We start from the raw sequence: 23,910 nt of genomic DNA, 5'->3' as shown, positions 1-23,910 counted from the left end.
GTACGTGAAATGGATTTCAAAAGTGCGGGCAAAAGCTGGTTCCGTTACCCACTGCACATCCACATATCGAGTTTGTTTATCATCATTGTGATGTTGGTATGCGGTGTGCAGTTATGGCTTACGTATTCAAGCTTAAATAAAGTATTGGTTGACGCTAATGACCATCTATTTGACCGAATCTCTGGTGAAGCGAGAGCCAATTTGCTTCACCATTATAGTCCTGCATTTTCGACCGTCACTGCGTTTTCCAAAGGGCAGTTGAGTCGTTTTTCAACACATGAAGAACGTCTAAATTACGTCCCCGAAATCAGTTATTTATTATCCGCTAGCCCTTCTATTTTTTCCTATACCTTAACACTACCTAATGGTGACCATTTTAGTGTTTATCGAGTATTTGACCGTAAGATCCAAAAAGGCTTTGAGGTTTCTCCTGAGGCACATTACGTGGTGTTTAGTTACTATGCTGATCAGCAACTCTTGCACAGATACGAATACAATGAAGCGCACGAATTAGTCAATTTTACCTCGCAAGATGGATATCAGACCGACTTAAGAGACCGAGAGTGGTTTGATATAGCCAATCGCGACTCTGTAGCCATGTCGGCCCCCTACTATTTTCAAAAGTTGGGTAAAATTGGTGTCACGGTATCGAGGCGCTCCGAGAGTGGAGCGGTGGTCGCGGCAGACATCACCTTGGGTCAAATTTCCCAAGTGCTTGCCGAAACCATCAGTCGCAAATCTTCTTTTCGGGTGCTCTACGATGAAAGTGGGCGTTTGTACGCCTACAGCAACCCGAGGCAAGTAATCATTCAAGAAGACGCTTTGGATAGTACCACTATTCTTATTGAAGATATTGATAACCCAGTTGTTCACGAAGCCGTTCTATTATTTGGCAATACGGTAGATACCGTACATGAGTTTTATGTCGACGGTGAAAAATGGATAGGTAAAGTCACCAAGTCGGTTAACAACTCGGGTCATGACTTGTATTTGATGATGGTGGTGAAATCCACAGAGTTGTTGGATAAGTCTCAAGTTATCGTCAAGCGATCGATTCTGACCTCTGTGATCGTCTTATTGGTTGCTCTCCCTTTTGTGTATATTGCAGCACAGCGCGTTTCTGCACCGATTCGAAGGGCAACATTACGGGCACAGAAAATTGAGAGTTTTGACTTTTCTAAAAAGACACCGCAAAAGTCACATATCAAAGAGATTCATGACTTATCTCAAGCCCTGTTTGGTATGCAGCAGACGTTGTCTAGGTTCTTGCTATTGACCAACGCGATTGCAAGGCAAGACGAGTTGAAACCTTTGTTGGACTTAGTGGCTAACGGAGCATTAGATGCGACCAGTGCGAAGCGTGCTTTGTTGTATCTAAGTGATGATGACAACGTGTTGATTCCGCACAGTGTGGTCTCAAAAACGGACGATAAGTTTGATCTCTCTGAACTGTCACCACTTGATGCAAAGAATCCAGATGTCGCGTATTCATTCGAATCTTTAAATGGCACCCGCCCAAAAGCGTTAGCGGTCGAATATCAGGAAATCAAGCATGCTATTCCGCAAATAGGAGCCCATGACGTATTCTTGTTTCTACCGTTGTTAGACAGAGGCGGTCAGGTATTAGGTGGTTTCGGTTTGATTATTGAAAATGAACAGCTTGATACGTTGTCGACCACACGTTTGCCATTTATTGAATCGTTAAGCGAATACGCTTCTGTTGCCATTGAGTCTCAGCAAATTCTTGCTAATCAAAAAGCGTTGCTTAACTCGTTTATTGAGGTCATGGCGGGAGCGATTGATACGAAATCTCCATACACAGGCAATCACTGTCAACGTGTTCCAGTACTAACAGAAATGTTGACCAAAGCCGCCGAGCAGTCTGAAGCCGAACCATTTAAAGACTTTAAGCTGTCATCTGAAGAGTGGCAAGAGTTGCAACTTGCAGCTTGGCTACATGACTGTGGCAAGGTGACGACGCCAGAGCATGTGGTTGATAAAGCAGTGAAGCTAGAGACAATCTATAACCGTATTCACGAAATAAGAACACGATTCGAGGTGCTTAAACGTGATGCACATATCTTGATATTACAGCAGGCCCTAGGTGAACCATTATCGTTGGAATTACAACAAGAGCTTGATGCTACATGGAAGCACATTGATGACGATTTTGCCTTTATTGCTGCTACGAATGTAGGCGGTGAATTTATGACGGACGATGCGGTGACACGTCTTCATTCTATAGCTCAGAGGCAATGGACTAAAACTATTGATGAAGGTCAAGGCTTGTCGTGGGAAGAGCGTCGACGTTATGAGCAAGCTGAAACAAAACTTGGTGAAAGTGAGTCGGTGTTGGCTGATCAACCCTATCACACCATCCCATGGGCAGTTGAAACAGAGCCTTCGACTCGATTTACGCTTAAAAAACCGATGTATCAGAATAATTTGGGAGAGTTGTATAACTTATCCATTCGCAAAGGCACGTTAAACGATGAGGAGCGTTATGTGATTAACAACCATATCGTTGAAACCATCAAAATGTTGGAGAGCCTGCCGTTCCCGAAAGGAATGCGTAATGTTCCTGCTATAGCTGGCGGTCATCATGAAAAAGTGGATGGAACTGGATACCCGATGGGGCTCAAATCCGATGAAATGCCTCTTACTGCCAGAGTGATGGCGTTAGCCGATGTCTTTGAAGCGTTGACCAGTGCGGATAGACCTTATAAAGAACCTAAAACGTTATCAGAGTCGATTAAGATCATGTCTTTTATGGTCAAAGACCAACACCTGGATGCAGAGTTATTTAAGCTATTCTTGACGTCTGGGGTTTATCAAACATTTGCCATGGAGTTCTTAAACCCAGAACAGATTGATGAAGTAGATATAGAGCAGTATTTATCGTGAAGTAGTAACAAGGGCAGAGAGTGAATTATCTGCCCTTGTTATTTTAATTTACGACTATGGCTTTTATTGAGTTGTTAAAAAGGCATAACTCGGTTGCGGCCTGCTCGTTTGGCATCATAGAGCATCTTATCTGCACGATCGACCAGTGAGATGTAGGTATCACCCGCTGTAAATTCAGCGACACCAAAGGAAGCGGTAATATTGCCGACCTTTGAACCATTTTTTCGATCTTTAATCGTCATTTTTTCGATGGCTAGACGTAGTGCATCTGCCATTTGTCTTGCCACTCTTAAGGACTTATTAGGAATGATCAATGCGAATTCCTCTCCACCAAAACGGTAGGCAGTTATCCCACCTCGACAAGCTTGTTTTAGACGTTGTGAAATGCCTTTTAAGATCGTATCACCAAATAGGTGCCCAAATTCGTCATTGAATTTCTTGAAGTGGTCAATATCCAAAAAGATGAGGCTCATTGGCTGCTTAGCATCACAGAACATGTTGAGGTCGGCGTCAAACGCTCCGCGGTTATATAATGACGTCAAACTATCGAATAACGCATTGCATTGAACCTTAGCCAACTGAGATTTTAGGCGTGCTATCTCATCACTGGCGTTTTTTAACTGGTTATGAATGAAGTCGGTTGAATGGCGAATGTCGTTTGCTTCGTCAACCAACTGTTGAATCAAAGGCATTACTTCATCAAGTGTCGGATCGCGCTGCGATTCTATTTGCGTGCTTAATCCGTCAAAACTTTGCTCAAGCACTTTGGAGAACTGTGATGTATCGGCGATGGCGTCCGTCATTGAACTTGAAACTTCAGTAACGAGGGCTTCCATATTGTGCTTGAGATCTTGCAAATTGACTTCGGCTTTGCCAGCAATATGGTCGCGATAAAGTAGATTGGTGTTTGCTGGCGGTAAAACGTCGAAATCTTTGAGAATAGAGTCAACTTCAGCGTTCAGTTCTGGAATAGTCTGATCCACATAAGTGTACCAAAGTGCATAATTGGCAGGCGTCGCGGGAACGTGGTGTTTTACCATCAATGGTACTGCTTTTTTTAAATTAGCCGCCGATTTCTGAAAATCGTTCTTTTTCATGATCTAACTATTGTCCTTGGCTCATTCTGATTGGCGAGGCTTGCACTTAATTCGAAGTCAGACTCTCCTGGTCCGATTATTTATAATTATCCAACGAGTTCAGTAGTTTGTCACTTTAGAAAGTTCAGTTTTTGAAAACGGACTCAAATATTAACGTGATTTTGGTTCAATAATGGCGCTATTTATAAAATGCATTAAAATTAACGCCATTATTTATCGGCTGTATAAATTGATAGCGCCTAATTACTGATGCGTCTCGCTCGCCGTCTAACTACGGCCTCTTTCACGAAGTGGTCGAATAGCGGTGCGAATAAATTAGCAAATAATATGGCGAGCATAATACCTTCCGGATAGGCTGGGTTGAGCACTCTGATACCAATAGTCATAACTCCTATCAGTAAACCATAAGCCCATTTCCCTGTATCAGTAAACGCCGCGGACACTGGGTCGGTCGCCATAAAAAAGGTACCAAAAGCGACACCACCAATGACGAAATGCCAATAAACAGGCATCGAAAACATAGGGTTGGAATCCGAACCAATAGCATTCAGTAAAGTGGCGGTTACGGTGAGGCCAATTAAGACTCCCGCCACAATTCGCCAAGAGGCGATTCCGATTGCTATCAAGAATATACCCGCCAACATAATCAGTAATGTTGATACTTCTCCCATAGAACCGGGCAAATTGCCAAAGAACGCATCCCACCACGTCAGTGGCTGTCCGGTTAGGGTACTATATAGGGCACTCTCTCCACCTTCATACCATTGGCTTAGCGGTGTAGCGCCTGAGTAGCCATCGGCGGCGACCCACACGGCTCCTCCAGACATTTGAGCAGGGTAGGCGAAGTAAAGAAATGCCCGTCCAGCAAGAGCCGGATTGAGGAAATTGCGCCCTGTTCCACCAAAAACCTCCTTTGCAACCACAATACCAAAGGTAATCCCTAACGCTGCTTGCCACAGCGGGATAGTTGGCGGGAGGATGAGAGCAAACAAGATTGAGCTGACAAAGAAACCTTCGTTAACTTCGTGCTTGCGGACGATAGCAAACAGGACTTCCCAAAAACCGCCCACAATAAATACGGTGAGGTAGACCGGTAAGAAGTAGCTAGCGCCAAACAACATTTTACTTGCCCAGCCCGCCGCAATCAGATCATTGGCAGAGCCAAATGCCAATGATAGGCGCCAGCTTTCGGCGATTATTTGATTGATTTCTTCTGGGGAATAGGTGACCGATAGCGCTGCGACAGTCTGGTTGCCAATATTAAACATCCCCCAGAACATAGCGGGGAATACAGCGATCCAAACCATTATCATGATGCGTTTGAGGTCAATACTATCCCGCAGATGTGTCTGTCCTCGAGTGACGTGCCCAGGCGTGTAAAACAACGTGGCGACTGCCTCATAAAGTGGATAAAAAGTTTGGTATTTGCCTCCAGCTTCAAAATGAGGAGCGAGTTTATCGAGGTTTTTTTTCAATGACATCCCAAAGCCCTCCTTGAGGTGTTGTTTATAGCTTCAACAAAGTTTCTACGTGATGGAATCACAGAATGACCAACTCTCTTCTAAGCTATCAAGGGTGTTACTGCGTATCAGATGACTGGGAAAAGATGACGTTGGGAAATGGTATGTCAAAAAGAAGAGGAATTTATTGGTTCAACCATGATCTCCGGTTGCATGATAATCGGTTGTTGCAAAAAGCCAGTGAGCACGTCGACAGACTGCATTGCGTGTGCTTTGATGAGCTGAAAACCATGTATGACAGACGCTTTCTGCCGGTAGAGATAGACGATTCAGCGAAGCGAGAGTTCAAGATGCAGGCGCTGGGTGAGCTGAACCAATCTCTGATGCAACTAGGGCAAGTACTACATCAAGTTTCAGTCACCAGCCTCGATGAGGCCGTGAGCCAGCTAGAACAGATGTTCGACTATTATTCGATTACTGACCTGTATGTAGCGAACAGTGCAAGCTGGTACATTGACTATGTGGTTACTAAAGCGCTCTTCAAGCGCACCGATATCGTTTTGCATCGTGATGATACCGAGTCCTTGTTTCACCAAACGTTACTGCCTTTTGACTTAGAAGACTTGCCACATTCTTTCACTCGTTTTAAGAATAAAATGGAAGGCATTGTAGTGCCGTCCCCATCTCAAACTACGACCCAGCTACCACCTCCAATGAATAATCGAGATGGCCTCCCTGCCAGCTATGGGTGCGAACCTTCTTCTTTGAAGCTTCATAGCAGCGTTCGTGGAGGTGAACTGGCGGGCTTAGGGCATGTGCGAGACTACTTTGCTACTCAGGCGGCGCTTAGTTACAAATCCACACGCAACGAACTCGATAACTGGAGCAGCTCGACCAAATTTTCTCTCTGGTTAGCCAACGGCAATGTGTCGCCCAGAGCAGTGGTGAATCAACTACACCGTTTCGAGCAAAAGCATGGTAGTAACGAGTCCACTTACTGGATTCTGTTTGAACTACTCTGGCGCGAGTACTTTCATTGGTACAGCCACAAACATGGCGCCAAGCTGTTTGCATTTGGTGGGATACAAAACAATCGTCCCCTGACCACTTTTTATGCCTCAAGATTACGTCAGTGGGTCGAAGGCAACACGCCGTTTCCCATTGTGAATGCTTGCATGAACCAACTCCGCGAAACGGGTTACATGTCTAATCGGGGGAGGCAGCTGGTCGCGAGCTGTTTGGTGCACGAGCTATCACTCGATTGGCGCTATGGTGCGTGTTATTTCCAGCACATGCTTATTGATTATGATGTCGGGTCGAATTGGGGAAACTGGCAATATTTGGCTGGAGTAGGTGCTGACCCGAGGGGAAATAGAAAGTTTGATCTAGATAAACAGACCCAACTCTATGATCCTGAAAATGTTTTCATCCGTAAGTGGAAAGGTGACCAGCCAAATTCTCGTTTGAACGCGGTGGATATGGCGGATTGGCCAATTCAGGACTGATAGGAATGAAAATGGGATACAAAACGCTGAGGCTCGTCTTAGGTGACCAGTTGGATAGCCAACATTCGTGGTTCTCTCAACAGGACAATGATGTGCTCTATCTAATCGCCGAACTAAAGCAAGAATCTGAATACGTGACGCATCACATTCAAAAGCAAGTGGCGTTCTTCCTATCAATGGAAAGCTTTGCGCAAAGCCTAATGCAGCAAGGGCATCACGTTCACTATCTCACTCTAGATGACACTTGCGCTTTTGACTCTTTATCGGAGCTGATTGCCTCAGTTGGTGAGCAATACAACATCGTTAGATTTGAATATCAAAGGCCAGATGAATATCGTCTACTTGACCAACTGTCTCACTTTTCTCACCCACAATTTTCAGCCACTTTGGTGGAGTCTGAACACTTTTTACTGCCTTTTTCAGAATTAGAAACCTATTTCGTGGGAGGTAAAGCATTAGTCATGGACCACTTTTACCGCAAAATGCGCAAGAAACATGGCGTGTTGATGGAAAGTGAAACTAAACCGCTTGGTGGTAAGTGGAGTTATGATGCCAATAACCGCAACAAACTGAAAAAATCTGACATAAAAGCGCTACCCACACCGTTATTGTTTGCATCACCGACGAAGGAGACGGTGTCTCGGATAGAGCGTCACAACCTAAACTCGATAGGACGAATTGAAGAACAACTCATTTGGCCTATCAATCGCTCTCAATCTCTCACTCTACTGGCACACTTTTGCCAAGTCTGTTTGCCTAATTTTGGCCGTTTTCAAGATGCCATGACGGAACAGCATGAGAGTCAGTGGAGCCTGTACCATAGCCGCCTTTCTTTCTCGCTCAACTGTAAGATGCTATCCCCTCTAGAAGTACTATATGCAGCCATTGAGCAATATGCTCACTCTGAAGGAAAGATCACACTTGCGCAGATTGAAGGCTTTGTCCGACAGATACTCGGTTGGCGTGAGTATATTCGAGGCATGTATTGGAGCAATATGCCAGACTACTCGACGACCAATGTGCTAAAAGCTTCTAGGGCGCTACCTCAATATTTTTGGAACGGCGAGACAAAGATGAGTTGTATGAAGCGAGCCATCACTCAGTCTCTTGATTTCGCTTACGCTCATCATATTCAGCGTTTAATGGTGACTGGTAATTTCGCGTTGCTCACAGAGTTGGACCCAGACCAAGTAGAACAATGGTACCTTGGCATTTATGTTGATGCGATTGAGTGGGTAGAAATGCCCAATACTCGAGGTATGGCTTTGTACGCAGATGGAGGACTTATTGCGACCAAACCTTATGGTTCAAGTGGTGGCTATATTAACAAAATGAGTGATTATTGTAGTGGGTGTTTTTATAACGTCAAAGAGCGTTCAGGCCAACAAGCCTGTCCTTTTAACGGCTTCTATTGGCGGTTTATGCATAAGCATCGTGATTGGTTGAGTAAGAACCCTCGTACGGCGATGATTTATCGAACTTGGGACCGGTTGGCGCCCGATGTTCAAGATGAACATCTTACAACGGCCGAAGCAAACTTAGCTCGAATAGAGCGCCTGTGAGGTAGAGATGCAGCCATTGAATGTTTTGATCGTTGGTGCTTCCGGAGGGATAGGGAGTGCGTTATGCCAGCAGATTCTGACTCATACCAATGCCAATGTCTTTGCTACTTATCGCCGTGCTCAGCCTAGAGTGCAGCATGCGCGATTGTGCTGGTATGCTTTAGATGTCACCGAAGAAGATGATTATAGCTCGTTAACGACGTCACTCGATGCTGAGGTTGACCATCTAGATTGGGTCATCAATTGTGTTGGTGTCTTGTCGATAAATGAGCTCACTCCTGAAAAGACTTTAAAGGCAGTTACCTCAAACAACTTTATGACCAGTATTCAAGTTAATACCCTGCCTACTTTGCTGTTAGCAAAGCACGTTTTACCTTTTCTCAGACGCTCGGATGCTCCCCGCTTTGCCACCATCTCAGCAAGAGTGGGAAGTATTGACGACAATGAGTTAGGTGGCTGGTACAGCTATCGCTGCTCAAAAGCCGCGTTGAATATGGCGGTGAAGAACATAAGCATTGAATGGGGGCGTTTAATGAAACGTTCTTGCACGATAGCTTTACATCCAGGGACCACGGACACAGCACTTTCTTTGCCTTTTCAAGCAAATGTGCCAGAAAAACAGCTATTCGCGCCGGATGAAACCGCAAATTTACTGTTCCACGTTTTGAAAAATCTTAGTCCAGAAGACAACGGGCGCTTCATTGCTTACGATGGCAGTGATATTACGTGGTGACGTTGTTAACATTCAGACGATTTCTTAGCTCCGCGCGCTTTACTTGAGCATCGCTTTGAGCAATATCGAACTTGTTCCCAACAGTGTTGCCACTTTTTGCGCCAAGTGAAAGGCTTATCACAACCAATGCAGATCTTACTCGGTAGGTGGGCTTTTCGGTGCATATTAGCTACTTTTTGACTCTTTTTGTTATCTACGAATTGATAACAGGCGAGATCATCACCCATAACAATTTAAACTCCGCTCGCGATTATTTTATCTATCCTTTAAAGTAGTAACGGTCCATAAGGAGTTGTCATGCAGTTAGATATCTATCAAGTAAATGCATTTACCAGCGAGCCCTTTAAGGGGAATCCTGCTGGTGTGTGTATTACTCAAGAACCGTTACCCGCCTCATTAATGCTGTCTATTGCCAAGGAAATGGCGATCTCAGAAACCGCTTTTCTATCACTATCCGATAACAGATTGCGTTGGTTTACACCACAAGTGGAAGTAGCGCTTTGTGGTCATGGAACACTGGCTACTGTTAATGTGCTAGATGAGATAGGGCTGCTAGAAAAAGATGGAAAGTGCAGTTTTCATACTCTATCGGGTGAGCTTCATGCAGAGAAAGCTGGTGAACGTATTTCTTTAGACTTTCCACTTTACCCTGCCAATGAGGCTGAAAAGTCACTCGCGAAACTGGAAGCTCTGGGCTTGAAAGAAGAGGATGTCGAGTACTGGGGTGAATTCGAAGGTGGTAAAGATTTACTGGTGCTAAAAAGTGAAGAACGCTTGCATCATCTTACTCCAAATTTCCACGCTCTTATCCAATGTGAAGGTCGAGCCATGGCGGTAACGGCCAAGTCTGAGCGGAGTGATGTGGATTTCATTGCTCGCTATTTTGCTCCTTGGGTTGGAGTTAATGAGGATCCTGTTACGGGGTCTGCCTATTGCGCATTGGCTCCTTATTGGGCCGATAAGCTCAACAAGTGTTCGCTGATCGGTTACCAAGATTCTGAGCGCGGAGGCTACGTTGGTATGATGTTGAAACAAGACCGTATTGAGCTTAGTGGTCAAGCGATTACGCTTATCAAAGGTACTATTCGTGTTTAATGAGAAATGGATTCCTCAGTTTCTGGACTTTATTCAAGCGGAAATGATCACTGATGCGGCGCATGATCTTAACCATGTATTACGGGTCGTTAATTGTGCTAAACGCTTATCAGTGACAGAAAACGCTAATTTGGATGTGGTTATTCCAGCGGCCTATTTGCATGATTGCTTTACTTATCCTAAGGATCATCCAGAACGTGCGAGCAGTTCAACTATCGCGGCGCACAAAGCGTGTCAGTTTTTGAGATCGATAGGTTACCCAGAGCTGCATATTGATGCCATCCACCATGCGATTGTCGCGCACAGTTTTTCCGCCAATATCGCAACTGATTCTATTGAAGCTAGAGTAGTACAAGATGCTGACAGATTAGATGCCTTAGGTGCTATAGGTGTTACGCGTTGTATTCAGGTTGCGAGCAGTCTGGGTCGAACTTTGTATAGTACTGATGACCCTTTTTGCGTTGAGCGTTCTGCTGACGATGCCAAGTTCACCATTGACCATTTTTACATCAAGCTATTTTCCATTGCAGACACAATGAAAACCGAAGCGGGTAAACAGGAAGCAATCAGTAGAGTGGCGTTTATGAAACAATATCTAGCGCAATTAGGGCACGAAATATCATGATTGAACATCAACAAGATAGACAGAGATTTGTACTCTCTTCGAACGGGCAAGACTCGGTATTGGATTACAAGCTTTCGGGTAATACGGTTAATTTTACCCACACCTTTGTACCAGAATCACTGCGTGGAAAGGGCGCGGCAAAACAGTTAGTCGATCACGGTCTTGCGTGGGCTGGAGAGCAAGGCTATCAGATTGAAGCCGACTGTTGGTATGTGGCTAGATTCTTGAATAGATAACCGTGCCTTGGGTTAGCTTAGCGACGGTTTTCACACCGTCGCTGCAAGAGTGACGAAAGCTAACGTTCTGGGTCAAATGGATACGGGTCTAAGCCATTACTTTTACCGTCATCGTCACTGTCATTATAGATACCATCCACGGGGGAGCGTCCCCAAGCATCCAACTCTCTATTAATGGCTTTAGAGACAGAAACGTTGTCGAAATAGATTGTCCTAGGATTGCGAATTTCTGTATACATTCCGATCTTGGTGTAGCCATTATTGCTAATCAGCATGTTTTTACCTTTCCGGTCGAGCTTCAGCTCACCATTGACCCAGACTTTTACTCGTCCATCGTCGGCCAAAGACTTTTTAAAGTAGATACGAATATCAGTCCATTGGTCTTGTGGGGCAAGGCCTAAATCGATCACCGGATAGTTAGGTGCGTGGAAGCTGAGTTTGAAAAGCCCATCATTGCTTAGACGCACTGCGGCGTGAGGACCAGAGCTGAATGACTTCCACTGCGCCAAGATAATGGAGTATTTAGTGATGGTCTGCCAAGATGCATCGGGGCGAATACTGGCACTAAAATAGAAGGCATCTCCCGGTGCATACTGATAGCGGCCATCCATAAAGGCTGTTTCGCTTCGATAAGCTGGCGGCTCGCCGTAAAACTTCATCACATGATTACCTGTGCGAGCCCAATCTACTTGAGCTACCTCGTAATAGTGATAGCTGGCGGGTATTTTGGTGAGTGAGTCGTAACTACTAGAAAAAGAAGGGGTGAGTTCCCCAGGTAAGCCGGAGTCTGCCAGACCGTTTTCCCAACCAGCAGTGTATATGGTGGCTGGATTTTCGATTGTCGTGGTTCGGTCGATTTGAATGTCGACCCAAGCTGGTTGCGATTGGTTAAATCCGTCTTCTACATGGTAGAAGAAGCCATCTAAGCCGACAAAGTCAGCATTTGGCTGATATAGTATTTGTCCTTCGACAACGGTAACTGTTCCATAGTTTGGTTCAGATGAAATGACGATGGTTAGTTCATCACCTTCAGGGTCTAGGTCGTTTGCTAACACATTGCATAGTAGTGCTTGGTTCTCTAAACCATTGCAGCTATCTGGGGAGATAATGGTGACCTCATTTTTCCACCTTTCTGAGTCAAGTGGATAATCATCGTCTATATCGGCAACACCATCTCCATCATCGTCGGTGTCCTTGTTATTTCCAATGCCATCGCTGTCCGTGTCGACAGACTCGGTAGGGTCATAGGGAAAGGCATCTTCGGCATTGACGACACCGTCATTATCAGAGTCTTTGGAAAGGGGCGATAAGTCAAACTGCAAGCGATCAATACGGATTGAACCTTCTACTGCTGCGAGCGTAAACGTATGTTCCCCTTTAGTTAACCAAATGGTGTGAGGTGAGGTTTGCTCAAATTCGCGAGTAATCTGGGTGGAGGAAAGGAATGGAATCCGGAACAACACTTCTGTGCCCTTACGCAGTTCTACATGTTTGGTTTTGTCGGCAGAAGAACCTAACCAAGCAGAGAATTCGTAGTAGGCATCCTCTTCGACTTGCACGGTGTAGTTCATCCATTCGTCGCGCGCAAACCAGCCAACGTGTACCTGCCCATCAGTGTGAGTAGATAAATCCACACCATCGTTACGGTATTGCTTTCCCCCACGGTTCTCTGGTTCTTTGTCGAAGTAGGCGATGCCTTGTCCACCAAGGTCATAATCTTCCGCTTCCACAATGGAAGGTAATCGGTGAATAGGTAAGGCAGACTTGGTGTCGTCCCAAGGATATATATCTTCAAGGTCGGGGATACCGTCGCCATCAGAATCGACATTGGCGAAGGTCAGTGAGGTATTCAGCAACATCCCAAACATCAATGCGGGGAGAATCATTGCAGGGTAATTTAATCTTGTTCTCATAATATATTCCTTAGTTATTTACGCCTGTTACGAGCTCAGGTCGCAACATCTAGTAGGCGGATCAAATTGGAATTAAATGAGTGCACTCTTCAACACCTTAGAAAGTTTGGAATGCATATCAAACAGGTTTTATATTGATGTGGTGAATGCATTTTAGGAAAGAAAGGCTATTTAAACGCATTAGATAGAAAAATAGCGATTAAGGCTTAAAATATCACCAATAAGTCCGTTAGCCACTATATCTATGTGGTACTAAGGGTTAATACGACAGTAAATTTGTTAGTGATTGACACATAAAAACGGTGAATATAATAAGATTTCTTTGCGATCGGTTAGCAATGAGCGCATAAGTTTCAAATTGTTAGCTTTCACACTCCAGTGCATTGAAGAACCGATTAAAAACTCAGCGGTAAAGTGGTTTTTGATTTTTCGTAAATTTACTTAGATTTGGAATGAAAGTCTTACAGAGATAGTGTAGAAGTGGTTAAACCACTTTGATATTCTGGGGTGGGTATCGAGGTTAGGAGGCGTAGAATGAAGTGGAAAGTCAGTATGACAATATTGACTGCTCTTGCTCTAGTGGGTTGCAGTAAGCCGGAGATAGAAACCGTCGATAGTGAACTAAATGCACACCACTTAGATCAAGTTGTTGTAGTGCACGGCTTAGCGAGAAGCGCTTGGTCGATGCAGAATATGTCAAAAGGTATTGCCAAACAAGGCTATCAAGTCTGTGTCGTGGATTACCCAACGCTTCGCCAGCCTATTGAAAATACGCTTGCCGAGAGTGCCAAGGAGCTCTCTCGATGTATTGACGAGTTTAATCACTCAAAAAACCTTGTCACTAATCAGTCGAAAATTCACTTTGTTGGGCATTCATTAGGTGGATTAGTTATCCGCTCGTATTTGGCACAGCACCCTGATTTTGTCGACTCATCGGAGATGGGAAAAGTGGTGTTTGTTGGTACTCCCAACCATGGTAGTGATGTTGCTGATTTCTTTTCGGACACTTGGATGCTATCTCTAGTGGGTGGTACCGCTGAATCGCTAACAACCAGTCCTAATTCATTCCCAAACAGTTTGCCAACTCCAAACTACGATTTCGGTGTCATAGCAGGTACGCAAAGCTACCCGGTTTTCAGTGGCATGTTTAGCAAAAGCAACGATGGGCTGGTCTCGGTAGAATCTACAAAACTTGATGGTATGCGAGACTTTATTGAAGTAGATATCAAACACGATAGGCTACGTCGTGATCCTTATGTAACCTCATTGGTACTGAACTTTATTGAGACCGATAAGTTCGAATCGAAATAACGTAGCATTATAGAACGATACGATAGTGTTAGTTCTTTAGTGCTACGGCATTTTGTCTCGTGACTTCGTTAGCTAATAGCATTTTGAGTGACATTCTTCAAAAAATAGAAAATTCATTTCGTTAAATATTTATAATTATATATCTGAATAAATATCCAAGTTCAAAAGTAGTTATCATTTGAGATTGTTTTGTTTGCGAATATTCTTCAAAAATATCTAATTATTAATCCAGACAAATAATTCTATTTCAGCGGCCATTTAACTATTGCAGGAATAAGTGTGAACAAGGCACAAGAATAACAGTAAATAAAGGCGTATATTTTCTTTGAAATTATGATTAGTAATTCTTATGGCTTCAATGTGGTGATTGAATGTAAAACATACAGCTAAAGTAGCAGGATAGCCCTTCTACTAAGGAGAATACTATGACTACCCACGTCGTTCACGAGCCGAAAAAGTCGGGAGGCTTTTTTGCAAATTTCAAGTTTCCCTCAGCCTATACCATTTTATTTGTGTTGATTGCTATCGTTGCAGTCATGACCTGGATTATTCCTGCGGGTCAATATGAGAGAGTGATGAATGAAGATCTGGGCAGAGAAGTGCCAGTGGCCGGAACTTATTCGAGCGTAGAAAGTAATCCACAAACTCCAATCGACGTCTTAATGGCCCCTATTGATGGCTTCTATGATCACAATAGTTATGAAGCAGGTGCAATTGATGTCTCGTTATTTGTATTAGTCATCGGTGGCTTCTTGGGATTAGTGACTAAGACCGGAGCGATAGATGCTGGAATTGAGCGTGTAACTCACAAGTTAGAGGGTAGAGAAGAGTTGATGATTCCCATCCTTATGGCCTTGTTTGCTGCGGGTGGCACTGTCTATGGGATGGCGGAAGAATCTCTACCATTCTACACACTTCTCGTCCCAGTAATGATGGCAGCTCGATTTGACCCACTTGTAGCGGCCGCTACCATCTTATTAGGAGCTGGGATTGGAGTTCTGGGTTCCACAATTAATCCATTTGCTACGGTGATTGCTGCGAATGCATCTGGTATTCCTTTTACTGATGGTATTTTACTGCGTCTAGCCATGTTAGTGATTGGATGGATCATCTGTGTCGCTTATGTCATGAGATATGCTCGAATGGTCAAGGTCGACCCGTCTAAATCTATTGTTTATGATAAACAAGAGGAGAACAAGGCTCATTTCCTCGGTAATAAAGGAGAGGAAAAACTCGATTTCACTACGACGAGAAAAGTGATTTTAGCGATCTTTGGTGGTTCATTTGCTGTGATGATATATGGTGTTTCGGTTGCTGGCTGGTGGATGGCAGAGATCTCTGCGATGTTCCTAGCCTCGTCTATCTTGGTTGGGCTTGTCGCTAGAATGAGTGAAGAATCTTTCATCAATAGCTTTATTGAAGGGGCGAGAGACTTACTCGGAGTAGCTTTGATTATTGGTATTGCTCGAGGCATCGTTGTTGTGATGGACCGAGGGATGATCACTGATACCATATTGAATTCGGCGGAACATATTGTCACTGGTCTTTCTTCAGTTGTGTTTGTTAATGTTATGTTTTTCCTAGAAATATTATTATCTTTCTTGGTGCCTTCGACCTCGGGATTGGCTGTGTTGACGATGCCGATAATGGCTCCTCTAGGTGATTTTGCTGGTGTTGGTCGAGAGTTGGTTATTACAGCGTATCAGTCTGCTTCAGGGCTGGTGAATTTGATAACCCCAACTTCTGCTGTCGTGATGGGAGGTCTTGCCATAGCTCGGGTTCCTTACGTGAGATGGCTGAAATGGGTGGCTCCACTAATGGCTATTCTGACCGTATTCTGCGTGGTAATGCTTAGTATTGGTACGCTTGTCGGTTAAATGTTCTTTCGCCTAGTCTTTATACTGGCCCATTGCTATTAGCAGTGGGCTTTTTTGTTGCAGTTTCTGAGTTAGCTGCGAAAGAGAGTCGTCACTTCTATGCCCTTGTGACGAAATACCAATTTTTCTCCTTTTTGTTTGAATATGAGCAGCGTTCTATCGCTTATGTCCGACGGTCTCTTGAATGTGATATTTATCACGAAAATAGACTAAAAATTGTTAATGGATACAGAGGAGGTGAGCTAGGAATAGGTAACTAACAAAAGCCAATGCATATTTCTTCCAAGTAATTATATCCATTAGAATTAATAATGCGAATCAAGTTTCTTAAAAGAACGTAACTATGACTGCTTCACGAATAATCCATGCATACTATTTCATTTAATATGCGAGATTAATTCTCGGTAATTATATTTATCAAGGAATAAATATTGTTAACAGCCACTTTTATGACGCCTTTGTTTACATATATATTTGTGTGATCGGTGTCCAATATTATTTTGAATGATTAGTACATATTAATTACACCACAACGAAGCTATTAATATATTCCATAAAGAACGATTTTGGTTCTTATAATATTAGAGAGACATGATTATGAATAAACTATATGTTGGTTCTGAAGTTGGTCAGTTACGCCGTGTCTTAATACATCGTCCGCGACGTGCTCTCACGCACTTAACGCCTTCTAACTGCCATCAACTGTTGTTTGACGATGTACTAGCGGTAGAGAAAGCTGGCGAAGAGCATGATGTTTTTGCCAAAACACTAGAATCACAAGGTGTTGAGGTTTTACTTCTAACAAATTTGCTTGCTGAAACTCTCGCTATTTCAGAAGCAAAAGATTGGCTGCTAAATATTCAGGTTTCAGATTTTCGTTATGGCAATACCTTTGCCAACGATGTGAGATGTTATTTGAGTGATATGCCAAATATCGAATTAGCTAAAGTACTTACTGGGGGCTTGTCATTTGGTGAAATGCCGCTTGAGTCTTCGTCAATGTTGCAATCTTTATATAAAGCTAACGATTTCATTATCGACCCGTTGCCAAATCACTTATTTACTCGTGATACATCATGCTGGGTTTATGGTGGTGTCTCTATCAACCCGATGGCGAAGGTCGCTCGTCAAAGGGAAACAAATCACTTACGTGCAATATATCGCTGGCATCCGACCTTTGCTGGGCAAGACTTCATTAAATACTTTGGTGATGAGCAGCAATCGTACGATCACTCGACTATCGAAGGTGGAGATGTATTGGTCATAGGTAAAGGCTCTGTGTTAATCGGAATGTCTGAGCGTACTACGCCACAAGGCGTAGAGCATTTAGCATCGAGCCTATTTAAGAATAATCAAGCCAAGCAGGTTATTGCCTTAGAACTACCGAAAGATCGCTCATGCATGCACCTAGATACGGTTATGACACACATGCGTGAGGATACGTTCTCCATCTACCCTAATGTTATTCCTGATGACGTGAAATGTTGGAGTCTTACTGGTGATGAATCCGGTCGAGTAACGGCTACGCAGCAGAGTTCGTACATTACGACGATCGAAAAAGCGTTACAGATCGATAAGTTAAATCTTATCACTACTGGAGGCGACAACTTCGAAGCTGAACGTGAACAATGGAATGATGCAAATAATGTCCTGACGGTCAAACCCGGTGTTGTTATTGGTTATGAACGCAATACCTATACCAACGAGAAGTACGATAAAGCCGGCATTACCGTACTACCAATCCCTGGTGATGAGCTTGGCCGCGGTCGCGGTGGCGCGCGTTGTATGAGCTGCCCAATTGAACGTGATGGTATTTAGTCACTTCGCTTTTCATTACCTGTATTGGATAAAAGATTATGAAGAAACAAACTATCGTTGTTGCTTTGGGTGGTAATGCCTTACTAAAGCGCGGAGAGCCACTCGAAGCAGAAGTACAACGCCACAATATTGAAATCGCGGTTAAAACCATTTCGGAAATTGCCCTGCAATATAACGTCGTATTGGTGCACGGAAATGGCCCTCAAGTCGGGCTATTGGCATTGCAAGGACTGGAATATAAGAAAGTGAGTCCTTACCCACTTGATGTATTGGGTAGCGAGACACAGGGCATGATTGGCTACATGTTGATGCAAGAGTTCAAGAATCAAATGCCCAGCAAGAATATCACCTGCATGTTGACACAAATGACTGTGGATCCAGCCGATCCGGCATTCAAAGATCCTACCAAGTTTATTGGCCCTGTTTATGACAAGCAGGAGGCATGTGAACTGGCTGAGAAATATAATTGGACTGTGAAACCTGATGGTGATTATTTCCGCCGTGTGGTCCCAAGTCCATTACCAACTGGCATTGTTGAGCACGAAGCTATCACCTCCCTTATTGATGAGGGGCACCTTGTTATTTGCACTGGTGGGGGTGGTATTCCGGTCACGCATAAAGATGGCAAGCTGGTTGGAGTTGAGGCGGTGATTGATAAAGACATGTCGGCAGCTTTCCTTGCCAAACAACTTCACGCAGACCGATTACTGATATTAACTGATGCCGACGCCGTTTACCTAGATTGGGGTAAACCAACTCAACATGCGTTGAGAGCCACGACACCATCAGAACTGACACGTTACCAGTTCGATGAAGGTTCAATGGGGCCTAAAATTGATGCCTCGTGTGAGTTTATTAATCAAGGTGGGCAAATGGTGGGGATCGGCGCGCTACAAGATGGTCTTCGCATTCTTGAAGGGACCGCAGGTACCACGATTTCAAAACACTAATTTTGTCGTCGAATACGTATTTAAATTAAAGCACGAGCGTGTCAGTAGCAGAGTGATGTCGTGACTGACACGCATAGATAGAAAAGGAACACAATATGGCTTTCAATCTTCGCAATCGCAACTTCCTTAAACTTCTAGATTTTACTCCTCGTGAGATTCAGCACTTGCTTGAGCTGTCCATTGAACTTAAAAAAGCCAAGTACAACGGATACGAACAACCTCGTTTAAAAGGCAAAAATATCGCGCTCATCTTTGAAAAAACATCGACCCGCACTCGTTGCGCTTTTGAGGTGGCGGCATTCGATCAAGGAGCACAAGTTTCTTATCTTGGGCCTACGGGCTCGCAGATCGGCCATAAAGAATCAATGAAAGATACCGCTCGGGTACTTGGGCGTATGTACGACGGGATTGAGTATCGCGGCTATGGTCAATCTATCGTTGAAGAGCTTGGTGCTTATGCAGGTGTACCGGTTTGGAACGGCTTAACAGACGAATTCCACCCAACTCAAATTCTTGCAGACTTTATGACCATGATGGAGCATGCTCCAGGTCGTCCATTGCAAGATATTCGCTTTGCCTACTTAGGGGATGCTCGTAATAACATGGGTAATTCGTTAATGGTAGGCGCGGCAAAAATGGGTATGGAAATCCATTTAGTTGCGCCAAAACAGTTCTGGCCTGAAGAAGCACTTGTTGCGGAATGTCAATCCATTGCTAAACACACCGGAGCGAAAATTATACTCACGGAAGACGTACGTGAAGGTGTTCAAGGGTGTGACTTCCTATATACAGACGTTTGGGTTTCTATGGGTGAAGCAAAAGAAGCCTGGGCTGAACGTATCAAGTTGATGCTGCCTTATCAGGTCAATATGGAAATGCTCAAAGCGACAGGCAATCCAAACGTGAAATTCATGCACTGCTTGCCTGCTTTTCATGGCGAAGATACGACGGTGGGTAAGTCTTTATCAGCAGAATATCCAATGTTAGCTGATGGCTGCGAAGTGACCGACGAAGTGATTGAATCCGAGCATTCTATTGTCTTTGATGAAGCGGAAAACCGTATGCACACGATTAAAGCGGTAATGGTCGCGACCTTAGGTAGCTAAAGGGCTAGCATATTGCATGAGAGGAACAGGAATGTCCTCTCATCTTAACTAAAGTAGCAATAAGTTGCTGTAACAATGCGATTGGATCGGGATTTTTCAGAACGATTAATTGTTACGTTATACCAGCGAAACAAATACAAGATCACGAACCCACTCATGGATGAGTTTCAATATTTTACAGGTGATAACATGTATGAAACTCCAACTTGTAACGACATGCTCGATGTCGATCAAAAACTGACAGATGTATGTAAGAAGCTTCTTCAGCAGCAGAGCTTTACTACACAGAATAAGCTCCGCGAAGCACTGGTAGACCTTGGTTATGATGGGATTAGTCAATCGACGGTCTCTCGTCTATTGACCAACCTGGGAGTAGTCAAAGTTCAAAATGCCTGCGGTAAAAAGGCGTATTGTCTAACGTCGGAGAACAGCCCTGTTCGTGTTGACTCTTCTATTTCGTCACAGATCGAGCTGATCACTAACAATCAGTCTCTCGTTGTCGTGAAAACTCACCCTGGAAGTGCCCAGCTTATTGCTCGCTTGATTGATATTGACCCGCACGCTGATATTTTGGCGACTATTGGTGGCAATGATACGATTCTAGTGATCCCGAAACAGGCTTCTGAAGTGAGTCGATGTGAGCGTGTCGTTAGAGCCAGGCTTGGTGCACTGTAGCCATATTGATACAACACGATAACTGTTGTACCCCAACAAAAAAGCAGCGATGTTGTTAATCGCTGCTTTTGCTAAATTTGCCTTAGTTATTCAATATCAATGATCATGGCTTGATAAGGCTTCAATACTAGCTCGTGTAGTGAGCTTGGTGCATCATAATAGTTATTTAGTACGACTTGTTTCACACCGTATTGGTAGGTTCTCTCTAAGGTACTATCAGTAAAGTTAGCAATGATAAGCAAAGATTTTTCGCCGCTCGAGCGAATATATGCGTAGACTTCACTGTCTTGTGGGTCGAGTAACGTATGATTGCCATAAACCACAACATCCCCATATTCTTCACCTTGGCGCAGTTGGATAAGCTGGCGATAATGATGATAAATGGAATCCTCGTCGTTAACCGCTTGTTCTGCATTGATCTCCACATAGTTTTCATTCACTGGGAGCCAAGGCGTGCCTGTAGTGAAACCTGCATGAGCTTTTGTATCCCACTGCACTGGGACACGGGCATGGTCACGAGAGAAGTAGTTTAAAAACTCAATGGCATCATCATTGGAAACGCCACGTTCAATCATTTTCTGGTAATGGAACTGCGCCATGAGGTCATTAAACTCTTCGATGTTATTGAAGTGCTTATTGGTCATGCCGATTTCTTCACCTTGATAAATATACGGGGTGCCGCTCATCATATGTAAAACCGTGCCGAGCATTTTTGCACTGATGATGCGATATTCAGGAGAGTCAGAGCCATAACGCGATACCGTACGAGGTTGGTCGTGATTACTCCAATACACACTATTCCAACCTTTCTGGTATAAGTCTTCCTGCCAGCGCGACATGATTTCTTTGTACTGAACTAAGTCAAAATCTTTTTTCACTGCATTGTGTTCTTCGCGGTCGATGCTGACATGTTCGAATTGGAAGATCATACTAATTTCATTGCGATCAGGGTGAGAGTAGTAACGGCCATCCAGTGTTGTGGTGAAGGGAGTTTCACCTACGGTGAGTACATCGTAATGCTTCAGAACTTTATCGTGCATTTCACGCAGATACTGGTGCACAAGTAGGTTATTTGACCAATGCTCCCAACCTGCTACTCCTGCGTCAAAAATAGTTGCATCTGGATAGTCTGACGGTTTGCCGATCATATTAATGACGTCCATTCGGAAACCACCTAAGCCCTTTTTCAGCCAAAAGTGCATCATGTCGTAGACCGCTTCTCGTACCTCTGGATTTGCCCAGTTTAGGTCAGGTTGTTTATTGCTAAACAGGTGCAGATAGTATTGGCCGGTCGCTTCATCAAGTGTCCACGCTTTAGGCTTGAAGAAAGATTCCCAATTATTGGGTTCACTGCCATCTTCTTTGGGATCTTTCCAAATATACCAATCGCGTTTTGGATTATCCTTACTGCTTTTGGATTCGATAAACCAAGGGTGTTCATCTGAGGTGTGGTTTACCACGAGATCCATGACAATTTTGATACCGCGTTTATCCGCTTCGAATAGCAGCTTTTCCATATCGGACATGGTGCCAAATTCTGGTGCAATTTCACGATAGCCAGAAATATCATAGCCGTTGTCATCCATCGGAGATTTATACACAGGACTGAGCCAAATGACGTTCGCGCCAAGGGCTTTGATGTAATCCAATTTTTCTATAATACCTGGGATATCACCAATGCCATCTCCGTTAGAGTCGTTGAAACTTCTTGGATAGATTTGATAAACGACAGCGTCATGCCACCAACGCTTTTCCAGTTGTTCCGTACTCATGGATCAATTCTCCTTAGCAAGTGAGGTAATGTCTAACTGCTGGTACGAATAATAAGCTCCGTATCCAGTTGGATAGATTCGTAGGGTAGTTGGCCGAGCGCCATCTTTGCAGCGATTCGGCCTTTATTCTCAATAGGTTGCTGAATAGTCGTTAAGCCGGCTTCTGCAGCTTTGGGTATTCCGTCAAAGCCAACAATTCGAATATCGATGTTGATTTCTCTTGCCACTTCCAGAGCGGCCAAAGCGATTTTATCGCTCATACAAAGCAGTACATCCACGCGCTTAGGGGCCGTTAGTGTGCCACGCAACATGGTTTTTAACGTTGTTTCGTCAAGATCGTGAATTTGCCAGACATTTTCGAATGACAACGGTATGCCGTTTTCCTCGAGAGCTTTTTTATAACCTTCAAAACGACAACGAGAAACGGACTCTTCGCTGGTATAAAGATTGTCGAGGTTGGCAAGCGATAACGATGTTGATGGCTCAAGACGCAGCCCCAAGATAAGCACATTGTCGTCGGATGAATGAATGGCATGCATGGCTATGTCGTAGCTTGCTTTGCGGTTGTCGACATTGATGGATGGAATGTCAGGCAAGGCGAAATCGACTGCCACGACAGGCTTATGCTGGCGTAGTATCAGGTTGATTATGCTTGAGTCCACAGGTTTGCCATAAACTATGAAACTATCGGGGATAGTTTCAACCTGCGTATTCTGATAGTTATCACTGCTTGATGGCAGCAACAGCATGTTGACATGAGACTCGTCTAAAGTCTTTGATATTCCAGCTAAAAATTGAGTAGCTACTGGGTCGGTAAAGTTATAGGCGAGGTTGTCTGCGAGCAAAACTCCGATTACGCCGGTCTTTCCGGTGCGTAAGCTTCGTGCAGTGATACTTGGGCCGGTGTAACCGAGTTTTTCACATTCAAGCAGAATGTTCTCTCTCAGCGCCTTCGAAAGTTGGTTTGGACGGTTGAAAGCGTTTGATACGGTAGCCGTTGATACACCTAGGTGAGCGGCGACGGTTTTCAATGTAGGTTTCTTCCGTTCCATATCAGTCATTGTCCATATTTATATTATCTGCAATCTAGAATAGCGAAATTTATCAGTTGAGTCTAAATCGATTAAGAAGGAATGCGAAATTAAAATTTCATAGCCATTATAATTTGTTTGATGCTTGTCACTTAATTGTAATCAAGGTATTTCAAAACATGATCAAAGGCACAAGATTTGGCAAGAAAGTGGTCGAATTGTCAATAAGGTTTTATGGTA

The 23,910-nt window shown here is 44.0% G+C and carries 19 protein-coding genes; 13 read left to right on the top strand and 6 right to left on the bottom strand.

All coding sequences use genetic code 11. From position 1 onward, the window contains the following. The first annotated feature begins 9 nt into the window (after positions 1-9). Positions 10-2,904, top strand: a complete 2,895-nt coding sequence (locus VME0621_RS04930; protein WP_062456238.1) for an HD domain-containing phosphohydrolase — start codon at positions 10-12, stop codon at positions 2,902-2,904. Between the two features lie 74 nt (positions 2,905-2,978). Here the strand turns inward: VME0621_RS04930 and VME0621_RS04925 are convergent, their stop codons facing one another. Continuing rightward, positions 2,979-4,001 (bottom strand): GGDEF domain-containing protein, encoded by a 1,023-nt coding sequence (locus tag VME0621_RS04925; protein WP_038227496.1) that lies wholly within the window; start codon positions 3,999-4,001, stop codon positions 2,979-2,981. Positions 4,002-4,240: 239 nt separating this feature from the next. Beyond that, positions 4,241-5,482: an NADH:ubiquinone reductase (Na(+)-transporting) subunit B gene (locus tag VME0621_RS04920; protein WP_062456236.1), complete on the bottom strand. Its 1,242-nt coding sequence runs from the start codon at positions 5,480-5,482 to the stop codon at positions 4,241-4,243. 143 nt (positions 5,483-5,625) lie between these two features. Here VME0621_RS04920 and VME0621_RS04915 point away from each other — a divergent pair, with 143 nt between their 5' ends. Genes VME0621_RS04915 through VME0621_RS04905 form a run of 3 tightly spaced genes read left to right on the top strand, consistent with a single transcriptional unit; the run spans position 5,626 to position 9,261 of the window. Next, a complete protein-coding gene (locus VME0621_RS04915; protein ID WP_062456578.1) occupies positions 5,626-6,966 on the top strand; it encodes a DASH family cryptochrome in 1,341 nt (446 codons plus the stop codon). A gap of 11 nt (positions 6,967-6,977) precedes the next feature. Next, on the top strand, positions 6,978-8,528 hold the full coding sequence (locus VME0621_RS04910; protein ID WP_062456233.1) for a cryptochrome/photolyase family protein: 1,551 nt from the start codon (positions 6,978-6,980) through the stop codon (positions 8,526-8,528). A gap of 16 nt (positions 8,529-8,544) precedes the next feature. Next, entirely contained in the window at positions 8,545-9,261 is a 717-nt protein-coding gene (locus VME0621_RS04905; RefSeq protein WP_062456575.1) for an SDR family NAD(P)-dependent oxidoreductase, read from the top strand. A 5-nt stretch (positions 9,262-9,266) separates the two neighbouring features. On the opposite strand, the gene VME0621_RS26070 is transcribed toward VME0621_RS04905, so the two are convergent. Further along, positions 9,267-9,425, bottom strand: coding sequence for a DUF2256 domain-containing protein (locus tag VME0621_RS26070; RefSeq protein ID WP_081875819.1), 159 nt, complete (start codon positions 9,423-9,425; stop codon positions 9,267-9,269). A gap of 133 nt (positions 9,426-9,558) precedes the next feature. Between VME0621_RS26070 and VME0621_RS04900 the strand changes: the two genes are divergently transcribed. Genes VME0621_RS04900 through VME0621_RS04890 form a run of 3 tightly spaced genes read left to right on the top strand, consistent with a single transcriptional unit; the run spans position 9,559 to position 11,217 of the window. Further along, positions 9,559-10,356 carry a PhzF family phenazine biosynthesis protein gene (locus tag VME0621_RS04900; RefSeq protein WP_062456230.1) on the top strand — a complete coding sequence of 266 codons (798 nt, stop codon included), beginning with the start codon at positions 9,559-9,561 and terminating at the stop codon, positions 10,354-10,356. A gap of 43 nt (positions 10,357-10,399) precedes the next feature. Continuing rightward, positions 10,400-10,981 (top strand): HD domain-containing protein, encoded by a 582-nt coding sequence (locus tag VME0621_RS04895; RefSeq protein WP_062456572.1) that lies wholly within the window; start codon positions 10,400-10,402, stop codon positions 10,979-10,981. Beyond that, positions 10,978-11,217: a GNAT family N-acetyltransferase gene (locus tag VME0621_RS04890; protein WP_038227490.1), complete on the top strand. Its 240-nt coding sequence runs from the start codon at positions 10,978-10,980 to the stop codon at positions 11,215-11,217. The genes VME0621_RS04895 and VME0621_RS04890 overlap by 4 nt, the downstream gene beginning before the upstream one ends. A 59-nt stretch (positions 11,218-11,276) precedes the next feature. Here the strand turns inward: VME0621_RS04890 and VME0621_RS04885 are convergent, their stop codons facing one another. Then, positions 11,277-13,130: a heparin lyase I family protein gene (locus tag VME0621_RS04885; protein ID WP_062456228.1), complete on the bottom strand. Its 1,854-nt coding sequence runs from the start codon at positions 13,128-13,130 to the stop codon at positions 11,277-11,279. 534 nt (positions 13,131-13,664) lie between these two features. On the opposite strand from VME0621_RS04885, the gene VME0621_RS04880 reads away from it, so the two are divergent. From VME0621_RS04880 to VME0621_RS04855, 6 genes are all read left to right on the top strand, one after another. After that, positions 13,665-14,441, top strand: coding sequence for an alpha/beta fold hydrolase (locus tag VME0621_RS04880; protein ID WP_038227488.1), 777 nt, complete (start codon positions 13,665-13,667; stop codon positions 14,439-14,441). A 425-nt stretch (positions 14,442-14,866) separates the two neighbouring features. After that, positions 14,867-16,318, top strand: a complete 1,452-nt coding sequence (locus tag VME0621_RS04875) for a YfcC family protein (RefSeq protein WP_062456225.1) — start codon at positions 14,867-14,869, stop codon at positions 16,316-16,318. Positions 16,319-16,915: 597 nt separating this feature from the next. Then, a complete protein-coding gene (arcA, locus tag VME0621_RS04870) occupies positions 16,916-18,136 on the top strand; it encodes an arginine deiminase (protein WP_062456569.1) in 1,221 nt (406 codons plus the stop codon). A 38-nt stretch (positions 18,137-18,174) separates the two neighbouring features. Continuing rightward, positions 18,175-19,086, top strand: coding sequence for a carbamate kinase (gene arcC / locus VME0621_RS04865; RefSeq protein ID WP_062456222.1), 912 nt, complete (start codon positions 18,175-18,177; stop codon positions 19,084-19,086). A gap of 95 nt (positions 19,087-19,181) precedes the next feature. Continuing rightward, a complete protein-coding gene (locus tag VME0621_RS04860; protein WP_006070300.1) occupies positions 19,182-20,192 on the top strand; it encodes an ornithine carbamoyltransferase in 1,011 nt (336 codons plus the stop codon). A gap of 189 nt (positions 20,193-20,381) precedes the next feature. Continuing rightward, positions 20,382-20,867, top strand: a complete 486-nt coding sequence (locus VME0621_RS04855; protein WP_050798595.1) for an arginine repressor — start codon at positions 20,382-20,384, stop codon at positions 20,865-20,867. Positions 20,868-20,953: 86 nt separating this feature from the next. On the opposite strand, the gene VME0621_RS04850 is transcribed toward VME0621_RS04855, so the two are convergent. Both VME0621_RS04850 and VME0621_RS04845 read right to left on the bottom strand, forming a co-directional pair. Further along, positions 20,954-22,624: a glycoside hydrolase family 13 protein gene (locus tag VME0621_RS04850; protein WP_442478146.1), complete on the bottom strand. Its 1,671-nt coding sequence runs from the start codon at positions 22,622-22,624 to the stop codon at positions 20,954-20,956. 47 nt (positions 22,625-22,671) lie between these two features. Beyond that, positions 22,672-23,691, bottom strand: coding sequence for a LacI family DNA-binding transcriptional regulator (locus VME0621_RS04845; RefSeq protein ID WP_006070303.1), 1,020 nt, complete (start codon positions 23,689-23,691; stop codon positions 22,672-22,674). Between the last annotated feature and the right edge of the window lie 219 nt (positions 23,692-23,910).

The sequence above is a fragment of the Vibrio mediterranei genome (assembly GCF_900088415.1).
Classification (GTDB): Bacteria; Pseudomonadota; Gammaproteobacteria; order Enterobacterales; family Vibrionaceae; genus Vibrio; species Vibrio mediterranei.
This window is presented reverse-complemented; position numbering and strand designations above follow the sequence as displayed.